The organism is Colwellia sp. BRX8-7 (genome assembly GCF_014077275.1).
In the GTDB taxonomy this organism is placed as follows: Bacteria; Pseudomonadota; Gammaproteobacteria; order Enterobacterales; family Alteromonadaceae; genus Colwellia_A.
In genome coordinates this window covers 117,931-130,735 of record NZ_JACGVP010000012.1, presented here as the reverse complement: position 1 = coordinate 130,735, position 12,805 = coordinate 117,931, and the positions used below count along the sequence as shown (strand labels likewise).

The 12,805-nt window shown below is 38.1% G+C and carries 13 protein-coding genes; 6 read left to right on the top strand and 7 right to left on the bottom strand.

The features are described 5' to 3' along the window. Window positions 1-213: 213 nt before the first annotated feature. The 5 genes from H4J57_RS13180 to pspA form a co-directional block, all read right to left on the bottom strand. Window positions 214-1,257, bottom strand: coding sequence for a YcjF family protein (locus tag H4J57_RS13180; RefSeq protein WP_182243260.1), 1,044 nt, complete (start codon window positions 1,255-1,257; stop codon window positions 214-216). Between the two features lie 254 nt (window positions 1,258-1,511). Further along, window positions 1,512-2,942 carry a YcjX family protein gene (locus H4J57_RS13175; RefSeq protein WP_182214950.1) on the bottom strand — a complete coding sequence of 477 codons (1,431 nt, stop codon included), beginning with the start codon at window positions 2,940-2,942 and terminating at the stop codon, window positions 1,512-1,514. A gap of 132 nt (window positions 2,943-3,074) precedes the next feature. Then, window positions 3,075-3,521, bottom strand: coding sequence for an envelope stress response membrane protein PspC (pspC, locus tag H4J57_RS13170; protein ID WP_182214948.1), 447 nt, complete (start codon window positions 3,519-3,521; stop codon window positions 3,075-3,077). Then, on the bottom strand, window positions 3,518-3,730 hold the full coding sequence (gene pspB / locus H4J57_RS13165; protein WP_182214984.1) for an envelope stress response membrane protein PspB: 213 nt from the start codon (window positions 3,728-3,730) through the stop codon (window positions 3,518-3,520). The genes pspC and pspB overlap by 4 nt, the downstream gene beginning before the upstream one ends. A 56-nt stretch (window positions 3,731-3,786) precedes the next feature. Next, entirely contained in the window at window positions 3,787-4,455 is a 669-nt protein-coding gene (gene pspA / locus H4J57_RS13160; RefSeq protein ID WP_182214946.1) for a phage shock protein PspA, read from the bottom strand. A 191-nt stretch (window positions 4,456-4,646) separates the two neighbouring features. On the opposite strand from pspA, the gene pspF reads away from it, so the two are divergent. Genes pspF through H4J57_RS13130 form a run of 6 tightly spaced genes read left to right on the top strand, consistent with a single transcriptional unit; the run spans window position 4,647 to window position 11,059 of the window. Then, complete coding sequence (gene pspF / locus H4J57_RS13155; RefSeq protein ID WP_182214945.1) at window positions 4,647-5,738, top strand: phage shock protein operon transcriptional activator; 1,092 nt, start codon at window positions 4,647-4,649, stop codon at window positions 5,736-5,738. Between the two features lie 9 nt (window positions 5,739-5,747). After that, complete coding sequence (locus H4J57_RS13150) at window positions 5,748-7,373, top strand: ABC transporter substrate-binding protein (protein ID WP_259364600.1); 1,626 nt, start codon at window positions 5,748-5,750, stop codon at window positions 7,371-7,373. A 1-nt stretch (window position 7,374) separates the two neighbouring features. Then, the gene (locus tag H4J57_RS13145; RefSeq protein ID WP_182214943.1) at window positions 7,375-8,403 is read left to right on the top strand and encodes an ABC transporter permease; all 1,029 of its coding nucleotides are present in this window, start codon (window positions 7,375-7,377) and stop codon (window positions 8,401-8,403) included. Continuing rightward, complete coding sequence (locus H4J57_RS13140; protein ID WP_182214941.1) at window positions 8,393-9,286, top strand: ABC transporter permease subunit; 894 nt, start codon at window positions 8,393-8,395, stop codon at window positions 9,284-9,286. Before H4J57_RS13145 ends, H4J57_RS13140 begins: the two co-directional genes overlap by 11 nt. Beyond that, window positions 9,286-10,275, top strand: a complete 990-nt coding sequence (locus H4J57_RS13135; RefSeq protein WP_182214940.1) for an oligopeptide/dipeptide ABC transporter ATP-binding protein — start codon at window positions 9,286-9,288, stop codon at window positions 10,273-10,275. The genes H4J57_RS13140 and H4J57_RS13135 overlap by 1 nt, the downstream gene beginning before the upstream one ends. 1 nt (window position 10,276) lies before the next feature. Next, the gene (locus H4J57_RS13130; RefSeq protein WP_182214938.1) at window positions 10,277-11,059 is read left to right on the top strand and encodes an ATP-binding cassette domain-containing protein; all 783 of its coding nucleotides are present in this window, start codon (window positions 10,277-10,279) and stop codon (window positions 11,057-11,059) included. A gap of 76 nt (window positions 11,060-11,135) precedes the next feature. Here the strand turns inward: H4J57_RS13130 and yeiP are convergent, their stop codons facing one another. Then, window positions 11,136-11,708, bottom strand: a complete 573-nt coding sequence (yeiP, locus tag H4J57_RS13125; RefSeq protein WP_182174511.1) for an elongation factor P-like protein YeiP — start codon at window positions 11,706-11,708, stop codon at window positions 11,136-11,138. Window positions 11,709-11,803: 95 nt separating this feature from the next. Then, complete coding sequence (locus tag H4J57_RS13120) at window positions 11,804-12,724, bottom strand: M14 family metallocarboxypeptidase (RefSeq protein ID WP_182243259.1); 921 nt, start codon at window positions 12,722-12,724, stop codon at window positions 11,804-11,806. Window positions 12,725-12,805: the final 81 nt, after the last annotated feature.

Here is a 12,805-nt window from a genome sequence, read left to right as displayed (position 1 = left end):
ATTTTTATCATTATTCACTCACCAATGAGTGAGTCATGTTCTTCACTGATAATAAAACAAGCTTGACGGGAAAAATACCAAACGCTAACTGACTATTATTTAACCAGACAATAATAGCGTATAGAAAAAATTACAAAAATGTAAATACAAAAACAATAACAAATAAAATCAATAAGATAAAAACAACTTATTTATTCCTCACAAGGAATAAAACTACCTTATTAATAATTTTTTTACCTGACTGAGTATTTTTTTCCTCACTTGAGCTATTTTAGGGGTGTTTTCTTCAAAAGGAATGGGTCGACAAAGCTTAATAGTTTGAATACCCAAGCGTGATGTTAACATACCCGCGCCGAGTCCTTGTGCCATGCGCGCAGATAATTTACCTAATAGTTCAGCACCAACCAAGTCAGCTCCTAAATCAATGACTAACTCACTCGCGCCGGCATAAGCCATGTTAACGAAAACTTGTTTAATTAATTTTATTCGACTCCAGTAGCCAATTTTTAAACCATAAAGGCCGGCAATTTTGTCAATCATCCGTAAATTTCGCCAAAACATTAGCATCATATCAACAAGAGCAATCGGGCTTAAAGCAACTAATACTACGGCTTCTGTTGAAAATTTAGCGACTTCATCTAATGCTTTCTCGTCAACTTTTGAGAGTATTTCACGGGAGTATAATTGGAGTAACTCTTCATCACTGTATTCCTCTTTGACCAACGACTGCCAACTTTTTTCATGCTCAGACATCAAATCACAAGGTAAGTTTGCTGAAATGCTTTCACATAAAGCTTTTGCGTCAATATGTCGAGGGGAAGCTAAGTCAGTTGCTAATATATCTTTTGCTTTTGCTTGTGTACTTTGCTGGCGTTTAAATTGTCTTAATGCTGAATACTCACGTATCGCCGTTGAACCAACAATAACTGACAAACCAAAGAGCAGAACACCATACATACCAGCTAAAATAGGAGATTGAGCAAAGCCCTGTTGAAAAAATGTAAAGGTTTCTACCATAACAACGCCAGCAAAAACAGTGCCTACAACCCGCCATAACCAACGAGGCCTAGTTTTTTCCTGTGGGTTATCATCATTTAAATACCCTTGCTTAATTAATGATAAATCTTCTGATGCCTGCCAATCGTCATTACCGACAACAACTTGTTGGCCATTTGAAGGTAAATGACTTTTCTTTGTCGTTAACTCATCATTTTCAAAAAGAATTTGCTGTTGATATTTTTCATCGAGTTCATTCATCTATTTTATCTCCAAGCAAAATTGTATTACTTGCTTCATTCTTATATTTATCAAGGTCGATCATTTTATTTATCACCGGGTAAAAACTGCATCACTTGATCCATGAGTATCGATGGCTGGTAAGCACTATGCTTAGCGGCCAACACATCAACAATCATTTCATTTTATCACCAAGTAAAAACTGCATTACTTGGTCCATGCGTATCGATGGCTGGTAAGCACTATGCTTAGTGGCCAACACATCAACAATCATTTCATTTCATTTTATCACCAAGTAAAAACTGCATTACTTGGTCCATACGCAGGTGAGGTAGACATTCATGTTGTCCAATCGGATCCATCGGAGCAAAGCTAATAAAATTAAAAGTCTCTTGCTGCCAATAATCTTGTTCGGGTAATTTACTCGGCACCGCACCCGGAAAAACCGTAATTAGCTCTCCATTTTCAGAGCGTTTGCCACGAAGCACAGGAATGTCTTGCCCTTGGTAACGACTCGTTCCTGCTTGTGTCGTTTTAACAGAAGCTAGCGCCAGTGTTTTCATTTCAATAACATCATAATTTAACTGATGTTTAGTTTGATAAACAAGCTGGTCGAGTAATTTTACTAAGTTATGGTGTTGCTCTGGCGTAACATGGTCAGCTTTGGTCGCAGCAAATAATAACTTATCAATTTTTGGCGCAAACAAACGAGAAAACAAACTACTTTGACCATAGCTAAAGCTTTCCATGATCATGGTCATCGCTGTTTTCAAATCAGCAAAACTCTCAGGACCATTATTTAACGGAGTTAAACAGTCTGCTAATACAATTTGTCTATCGAAATTAACAAAATGTTCTTTATAAAAAGCTTTAACAACACGTTCTTTATATTCAATAAACCTTGCTCTTAGCATACCGATTAAACAGTCATCACTGGCATTTTGATAAGCATTTTTATCCATTGTTTCAAAAGCAGTGAAAGGGAAAAATTGCAAAATGGGCGCATCTGCTAATTCTCCAGGTAAAATAAAGCGTCCGGGCTGAATAACCGACAAACCAAGTTCGTGACGAAAGTGTAATAAAAGCTCAGTATATTCTTTTGATAAGTCAGCCAACCTTTGCTCATCGACCTTGGCAAAGGGATCTATTTGATTCACTTTTTCTATAAAGCTTTCTGCTGATTTAAACCTAGGTTCGGTAAGCAATAATGCTGTTGTTTGTTGTGACCACTGTTCAAACGTTTGATTTAACATCGGTAAATCAAGTAACCACTCTCCTGGATAATCAGTAATATCTAGGTATAAAGTTGCTGTATCACTGGCATATTTCAACAATGACTCTTTGGGCTTATAACGAATAGCAAGTCGCATCTCACTAATACCATGGGTCGGCTCAGGCCATGTTGGTTCATTTTGTGAAAAAGCTGACATTGCTCGGTCATATTCAAAACGGCCAATGTGTAAATGCTTTTGAGGCACTCGTTTAGCGGCAATGAAGCGCCCTTGATGAACAACATTAAAAAAACCAAGCTGTGAATGATTGCTTTCATTAACGAGTTGGTTGACTAAAGAAGTAATAAAGGCTGTTTTGCCACTACGACTGAGACCTGTAACGGCCAAAGTAACGTGTTGGTCGAGCGTTCGATTTAATAAATCACTCGCTTTTTGCTTTAATTTATTCAGCTTTTTTTTATTTATAAATGCCATGAATTATCTTACTGAAAGTTATATTAATATTTAATGGATACACTTAATCACAAAGACAAGTCGTACGCTTAACTATTTGTTAAGCGAACAAGCTAAAAAAGCGGCAAAAGCCGCTTTTTAATTTTTTGTTGATCACAACTTATTGATTTCTCGAGAAACAGTAAACTCAGGTGAGGTAACATAATGCTCCATCGCTCGAACTTCCCTTTCTAGGGATTTAAATTTATGTCTAATATCCTGAAAAGCTTGTTTAGGCGGCTCTCCAGATTGCCAAATACGCGACTTCACCTTGATAGACTCAGAAGAAAGTTCTTCTTCTGTGTGCATGGTAGCTGATGCATATTGTGATTGTGCTGGTTGTGGTTTTTTAGCGGTAGCGCCTGGTTTTTTATCTAAAATAAACCAACCAGCAATATAAATAACCACAAACCAACCCATACCTAGTAAAACACCCGAAACCACTAGAATACGCACTAACCATGTTTCCCAGCCAAAGTAATCAGCTAGACCAGCACAGACGCCAGCAATTTTTCCTTGGCTCGAGTTTCTGTATAATTCACCACGGCGCTTGTCTGTCATACCTTGCTTCTCCAGTCAGGTGTTTCAGCATCTAAAATAGCTTCAAGCGTTTTAATTCTCTCGGTCATTTTATCGGCTAATTCAGAAAGTTCAGATAATTGCTTGTACTCTTCTTCACTAAAACCTTGGGTTATCTGGCGCTTACTTCGGTAATGTAAAATCAACCAAATAGGGGCAACTAACAACATAAAAATGATGACAGGAACCATTATAAGTTCTTCCACAGTACTTCTCCTTATAAGTTATTCAACACAAACTGAGTTATTTAGTTTTTCTTATCTGATTTCATTTTAGCTTTTAATTGCGCTAATTCATCATCAATATTTTCATCAGATTCTAAATCAGAGATTTCATCTGCTAATGATTTGCTCCCTAAATCAAGGGACTCAACTTGTGATTCGATATCATCAATTTTACGTTCATAACTATCAAAGCGACTCAGTGCGTCATTAACTCGACCACTATCGATATTCTTTTTCACTTTTAAACGAGACGTCGCTGTTTTTTCTCGCATGATAATTGCTTTTTGTCTTACTTTTGCATCCGCTAATTTTTCTTGTAACTGAGAAACTTCACTTTGTAATTTAGCAATATGATCATCAACGTGGTTCAACTCATCTAAAAGTGACAATGCATTCTCAGCACACTTTTTCTTTTCAACTAGCGCCGCTCTTGCTAAATCTTCACGGCCTTTGCTTAAGGCTAGTTCAGCCTTTTCTTGCCATTGTTGCTCATCTTTTTCAAAACGAGTCGCTTGACGAGATAAATCTTTCTTATCTGCTAAAATTTTAGCAGATGACGAACGTACTTCAACTAAAGTATCTTCCATTTCTTGAATGATCAATCGTACCATTTTTGCAGGATCTTCTGCTTTATCTAACAGGTTGTTAATATTCGAATTAATAATATCTGTAAACCTAGAAAAAATACCCATAACAACTTCCTCATTCAATAATTTAATTTAATGTTACTGATATCCTTTATTCATGTTTTGCGCCAAGTTTTACTATTAACTTAACTTCATGTTTTAAATAAAGTTATTATAATTAAAAAAAACACTTCAAACCTGGTGATTAATAAAATACACTATTTGTTAGTGAAATAAACCAATTATTAGGTCAAGTAATGTCGCGTTTTAACCAAAAGGATAATCTTCTTGGACAAGCAAATAATTTCCTTGAAGTTTTAGAGCAAGTCTCACAAGTAGCGCCTTTGAGTAAACCTGTGCTTATTATTGGAGAAAGAGGGACAGGTAAAGAGCTTATTGCGGCTCGGCTGCATTACTTATCTAAACGTTGGGATCAAAATTATTTAAAGCTTAATTGTGCGGCATTAAATGAAAATTTATTAGAAACAGAATTATTTGGCTATGACAGTGGTGCATTCACCGGCGCGAGTAAACGCCATGAAGGTCGTTTTGAGCGTGCGGACAATGGCACCCTCTTTCTTGACGAAATAGCCAATACCTCCGGGTTAATTCAAGAAAAGCTATTAAGAGTCGTTGAATACGGTGAGTTTGAGCGTGTGGGTGGCTCAAGAACTATTAATACCAATGTACGCTTAATTGCCGCAACCAATGAAGACTTACCCACCTTAGCCGATGCTGGTGAATTTAGAGCGGATTTACTTGACCGACTTGCTTTTGATGTTATTACCCTACCACCGCTTCGAGAACGAACTGAAGACATTATGATGTTAGCTGAAAGCTTTGCGATTAACATGGCGCGCGAATTAGAATTTGAGCTCTTTAGCGGTTTTACTGAAAAAGCGAAACGTGCCATGCTTGAATATCATTGGCCTGGAAACGTACGAGAATTAAAAAATGTTGTCGAGCGTAGTGTTTATCGTTGTAATAACCCACATTTACCCGTGCATGACTTAGTCATTGACCCGTTTGAGTCACCTTACCGACCTTCTCAGCGTATTAAAACCCAAGACAGGATATCGGTAGCAGCGCCGAGTGTTGATAAAGAGAACAAAGAGGAAAAACGCCAAGAGGTAATCCATCAACAGTTGCCTGTTAGTCAATCATTGGTCTTCCCTTTATCATTAAAAGACCTTTCTCAAGACTATGAGATTGATTTGATTCAATCAGCTTTAGAAAATTGTCAGTATAACCAAAAGAAAACTGCCGACGCACTCAAATTAACCTATCATCAACTAAGAGGTTACTTGAAAAAGTATAACTTATTAGAAAGTGCAGTAGACGAAGGGTAGTTGAGTTATATGTCGATATTCGCTGTTAAAAAACATTTATTGAAGATAATGACCTTGCCATTTTTATGTTGGATAACGGCATGTGATATTGATAATGATCCCTCATTAACTGACCATAGTATTGTCTATTGCTCTGAAGGCTCTCCTGAAAGTTTTAATCCGCAAACGGTTACCTCTGGTACCACCATTGATGCTACGTCTAATCAACTCTATAACCGATTAATTTCATTTAGAGGCGAAGAAAACACTATTGCTCCGTCGTTAGCAAAGTCATGGCATGTGACGCGTGACGGTAAAATGGTTACTTTTTATTTACGCAAAAATGTTGCCTTTCATCAAACCGATTATTTTACCCCAACACGTTTTTTTAATGCCGATGATGTACTGTTCAGTTTTAACCGTATTTTATTACCTAAGCACCCTTTCCATCAAGTTTCGGGTGGAAAATACCCTTTTTTTCAAAGTGTAAGTTTTTCAAATGTCGTTGAAAGTATTGAAAAAATCAATGAATATACTATACGTTTTAAGTTCAAATACGCAGACAGTTCAATTTTGGCTAACATTGCCAGTGACTTTGCCGTTATATTATCAAAGGAATATGCTGACACCTTAGTGTTAAAAAATATTAAGCGAGAAATAGACACGCTGCCCATTGGCACGGGTCCCTTTAAATTAAAAGATTATCGTCCCGGCGCCTATATTCGCTATGCTCCCCATAAAACGTACTGGGATCAACCAAGTACTTTAGAGCAACTTATTTTTGATATAACGCCCAGTAATACAGGGCGATTAACAAAATTATTAGCGGGTGAATGTGATGTAATTGCTTTCCCCATTGCTCATAACAAAATAAAAAGTAAACCTGAATTAGAGCTACAAGCGGTGACTTCTTTTAATGTCGGTTATCTTGGCTTTAATACCTTAAAGCCACCTTTTAATAATGTAAAAGTACGTCAAGCCGTTGCATTAGCCGTTAACAAGCAAGCCATTATTGATACTGTCTATCAATCTAGAGCCGATATAGCACATAGTTTATTACCAACAACCTCTTGGGCTTATGATAAGAATACTTTACCGCAAACATTTGACTTAGCTGAAGCTAAAAGATTACTAACTGAGGCTGGCTTTCCTAACGGTTTTACTATGAATCTCTGGGCGTTACCGGTACAACGGGCATATAATCCAGACGCGGTTACTATGGCAAAGTTAATTCAAGCCGATTTAAAGAAAATAGGTATTAATGTGTTAATTGAAAACTCTCTCGATATGGGCTCTTTTCTTGAACAGCTGTCAAAAGGTGAGCATCAGAGTGTTTTATTAGGCTGGTCGGCGGATCACCCAGACCCAGACAACTTTTTTACACCACTGTTGAGCTGTTCATCAGCTAGAAGTGGTAACAACAGAACATTTTGGTGTCATAAAAAGTTTGATAACTTAATACAGCGAGCATTAGAAACAACAAATGTGGCCCAACGTAAAAAGTTTTATAGTCAAGCGTTAGCGATTATTTCAACTGAAGTGCCGTTAATTCCCATTGCTCACTCTAAACGATTTCAAGCAAGGAAAAACATTGTTAAGGGTGAACTATTATCTCCCTTTGGTGGCATCGACTTTAGCAGGGTGAGTAAAAACTAATATGCTGATATTTACCCTACGCCGTCTAAACTTATTCATTTTCACCATGTTTCTACTGACATTGCTGTCTTTTAGTTTGAGCTTTTTATTTCCTGGTGAACAGTTAATCAATATTTCTGGGCAAATCAATGCGACACCTAAGCAATTGATAGTTTTAGCTGAGCAGTATCAAACAAATAATAATATTGCTCAGCAATACTTTTCGTATATAAGTCATCTTTTCCAGGGAGACTTAGGTATTTCAATGGCCAGCCAATTGTCTATAAGTAACGAGATCATGCGCTTTTTACCCGCGACAATTGAACTGTCTTTAGTGGCACTTTTCATTGCTATGGTCTTTGGTATTCCTATTGGCTTTATTGCCGCCATTAAACACCGTAAAGCTACCGATAATATTATTTTAACTATTTCTATGCTGGGTTATTCAATTCCTGTTTTTTGGTTAGGCCTATTAGCCATTCTTATTTTTTCTATCCAATTAGGTTGGCTGCCATCAGCAGGACAGCTCAGCTTAGTGTTTGAAATAGAACATGTTACTGGCATACAGTTTATAGATATTTTATTAAGTGACAGTCCTTATAAGTGGCAAGCCTTTCAAGATGCCAGCGCACATATATTTCTACCTGCGTGTGTTATCGCCCTAGCTCCAGCGACCATCTTTGTACGCTTAGCTCGCACGGCAATGATGGATGTGCTCGACAGCCAATACATACGTGCGGCTAAAGCAAAAGGGCTAAGCTTTAAGCAAATTATTTATCATCACGCGATACGAAATGCTATGGTGCACGTTATTCGAGATGTTGGTTTACAGTTTGCTAATTTAGTAACTATTGCCATGGTGACTGAAGTTATCTTTAGCTGGCCAGGCATCGGCCGATGGTTAATAGAAAGTATATTTCAGCGTGACCATACTTCAATTCAAGGTGGGCTTTTAGCGCTTTCTAGTTTTATTTTTATTGTGCATATTGTCATCGATTTTATCTATGCAGCACTTAATCCTTTAGCAAGAGAGAGTCGAAATGGCGCGTGATAAAATATACTTAGAGGAAGAGTTTCCTTCACCATTACTGCAACTTTGGCATAATTTCAAAGTAAAACCCGTAGTGATGATAGGTTTTAGCTGTTTTATTTTCTTAACAATTCTCGCTTTATTTGCACCTTTTATTACACCTTATACTCCCGTTGAAAATCACTTAGATTTTTTATTACTGCCACCAGCATGGCACGAAGATGGTAATGTCAGTTTTTTATTAGGCACCGATAATTTGGGTCGTGACATGTTGTCTCGCTTAATGCACGGCACATCACTGACTTTTGGCTTAAGTTTTGTTGTGGTGCTTATTTCTTTAGGTATTGGTGGTGTTATTGGCTCGGTATCTGCTTTAACATCAGGAATAAAATCAAGTTTTCTTAACCATTTTCTTGATGTGATTTTATCTATTCCTTCTTTATTGCTGGCAATTGTTATTGTCGCTATCTTGGGGCCAGGGTTGAGCAATACCTTATGGGCGATTATTATCGTGCTTATCCCACAGTTTGTTCATATAACCCGTAATGTCGTTACTCAAGAGTTCAGAAAAGACTATGTTCTGGCTTCACGATTAGACGGAGCAAGTTCATTTAGAATTTTATATCATTCTGTTTTTCCTAATGTTTTAGAGAAATTAATTAGCCAAGCAACGTTAGCCCAGTCTGCTGCGATACTTGATATTGCTGCATTAGGCTTTCTTGGATTAGGCGCACAAATTCCCATGGCAGAATGGGGGGCGATGCTAAAAAATGGTATCGATTTATTCTATATTGCCCCGTGGACGGTTTATCTACCTGGTTTGGCGATTCTTTTTGCCGTGGTGGCAACTAATTTAGTTGGTGAAGGCATGAGACACGCCCTTAAAATCAGTAAGGAAGCTTAATGAACCTTCTCGATATCAGAAATTTGTCTATTGTGCTGAAATCAGCGACCAACCCTATTTTAGCGGTTGATCGCGTCAGTTTAACCATGAAAGAGGGTGAAGTTCGTGGTTTAGTTGGAGAGTCTGGTTCAGGAAAATCTTTATTGGCTCAGGCTATTATCGGCGTACTTGATGAAAAGTGGCATGTTGACGCTGATAGGTTTCACTGGCGAGGAAAAGATTTAATGCGCTTATCTGTTGATGAACGCAAAGCCATTATTTCAAAAGATGTCGCGATGATATTTCAAGAGCCGATGGCGTGCTTAGACCCAACAATGACCATAGGGATGCAACTTACCGAGGCGGTTGATGGCGAACAATTAACCGGTTATTTTTGGCAAAAAAATCAACAACGTAAAGAAACCGCGATTAGTCTCTTACATAAAGTCGGTATTAAGCAGCATAAAATTTGTTTAAAAAAATATCCTCATCAGCTTAATGAAGCGTTATGTCAGCGAGTAATGATCGCCATGGCACTCGCTAAACGCCCTATTCTCCTCATTGCAGATGAACCCACCGCGGCAATGGAGAGTACCAATCAAGGGCAAATTTTTCGCCTATTGGCGAGTTTAAACCAATTAAAAAACATGTCGATATTATTGATAAGTCATGACCTTGAGAATGTCACACATTGGACAAATACCATTACGGTGATGTACAGCGGACAATTTGTTGAAGCGGGTACCACCAAGCACATATTTGAACAACCGTTTCATCCCTACACTCGAGCACTCGTTGATAGTAGCCCAAAGTCAAATAGTGGCTTGCCAGCAAAATCACGGTTAATGGCGCTACCTGGCAGTATTCCTATTTTACAACATTTACCTATAGGTTGCCGATTAGGCCCAAGATGCCCTAGAGCGCAACAGGCCTGTGTTGTAGCACCTAAGGTAACAAACTATCATGGTCATCAATTTAGTTGCCACTTCTCGCTAAAGGGAAGTTATTAATATGCCAATATTATTACAGGTTAATAACTTAAGTAAGTCGTTTAGAATAGGCAGAAAATGGTTTAATCAAAAATATTTTACCGCACTCGAACCGATTTCATTTGAGGTACAAGCTCACCATACCTTAGCTATTGTTGGAGAAACAGGATCGGGTAAATCAACCTTAGCAAAATTATTGGTTGGTGCGGAACTACCTTCAACGGGCAGCATAAAACTTAATGGCCAAACATTACAACCTGGAGACTTTAAGCAAAGATGCCAGCATGTACGGATGATATTTCAAGACTCTGGGACAACATTGAACCCAAGCTTAACCATTGGGCAACTACTGAATGAACCTTTGTTGATCAATACCAAATTAAATGAAGAAGACCGCCATTGTCTAATACGAGAAACATTACAAAAAGTAGGTTTGCTCGCTGAACATATGAATTTTTATCCACATATGTTCTCTGGTGGTCAAAAACAGCGCATATCATTAGCTCGGGCGATAATATTACAACCACAGGTGATTATATTAGATGAGGCCTTAGCTTCTCTCGACCCTTCGTTACGCTCGCAAATGATTAACCTGTTGCTCGATTTACAAGAACAGATGGGACTCGCTTATATTTTAATTTCTCATAACTTAGGTATTGTTAGGCATTTTAGCGATAAGATAATGGTTTTAAGCAAAGGACAAGTCGTAGAGATGGGCGACACAGCAAAAATTCTCAGTCGACCAAAACATCAATATACCAAGAAACTTATTCTCAACCAAAGATTCCAACTGTTACACCGCTAACAACTAACCTAATGGTTAGATCAATAAAGCCAGCAAATGCTGGCTTTATAAAAGTGGAGATAAAGTAAACGAGACTTTATTTCTCAGCGCGTCCCATAAATTTACGTTCTTCAGTGTTCACTTTGATTTTATCACCGATTGAAATATGTTCAGGCACCTGTACGGTTAAGCCCGTAGATAAAATTGCCGGCTTAGTGCGAGCTGTTGCCGAACCACCTTTAATTGATGGGTCTGTTTCAGTAATAACCAGTTCAACACTCGGGGGTAAATCAATACCAACCGCAGCACCATCAACAATAATAATTGATAAACCTAAGGTATCTTCACAAATAAATAGAGCTTCGTCAGCAATACTTTCTTTGTTAAGGTTGTATGGCGTGTAATCTTCATTGTCCATAAAGACATATTCATCACCATCGATGTATGAAAACATCGCGGGACGTCGGCTTAGGTCAGCGAAGTTCAGCATATCTGAGTCTTTAAACGTCTCATCAATCTTACCGCCAGTGACAACATCGTACATACGCATACGGTATAAACTACCACCGGCACGACCTTGAGGAACTGATCGCTCTATATCTCTTACAATAAATACTTTTCCGTTATGCTCTACCGCAGCATTTTTCTTTATATCACTGGCCTTTGGCATGGATAATAATTCCTAAAATTAAATGTCAGAGAAAAATAGCACGAACTTAACATTATGAAAATGTTTTAGTGTGCAAATTTTTCGGTTTTATCAGGTTATTCACTTTTTAAAATATAATCTAAACCACCCGTTATAGCAGCCACTTGCGCTAGAATGCAGTTTTCATCATCAACTTTTGGGCTGTCGGGGTAAACTTCGGTGGTGGTCAAGAATTTAGCATTGGTTAAGCCCATACATAATCCTAACTCGCGCGCAGCATAATTAATAACGCCCGGCTGCTCAAGGGGTACACCGATCAATTTACCGCTTTCGTCAGCAGGCGCTATATGGGTAACTTCTTCAACGGCATCAATAATCGCTTTTTGAAAGTCAGCGACTGGCTTCACGCTATCGGCGACTAAATAAAAGCCATCAGGGATTTGCCATTCTTTTTCTTCTATCGCATCTCGAGCACAAAGTGCTGGTCGAAATGTTGAATTATCGGTGTCAGTCGTTTCGTGTAAATCTATATGCACAAAAATATCACTGTTGAGCTCGGCAACATACTTCATTATCGCTGCTGACTCTTGCGCTGGGCTGTTTTGATAGAAAGAACGATTGGGATCTATCGCTTTGCAATTCCAACGGTTAACTGTTTCATAACCCCAAGGGCTGATACAAGGCGCAACGACAATATTAAAGTGTTCCGCATATTTGCCGGCTTGTGTTTGGGCAAAGCGTAATGCCCCCTGCACTCCACTGGTTTCATAGCCATGAACACCACCGGTCACTAAAACTGTTTTTTTATTGTCTTGCCAGTTTTTTGTTTTAATCACATACAAAGGATAACGACTTTCATCAAGCGATAATGCGCCATATTGAAGAACATCAAAATCTTCTTTTAACGCGTTTATCTTTTCAACGACTTCATCTTGATATGAACGGGTTACTGTTTGTGCTTTAAACCACTGAACATTTTCTTTTTCAGTCCATTTTTTGCCTGGCGTTCCAATCGGATAGTTTTCTTCTTGATTCATTTGATTTTCTTTTGATATTGTAAATATTATCAGCAAGTTTACACGCACATAGCGACAACCGTAAGGTCATTATCAATAAAT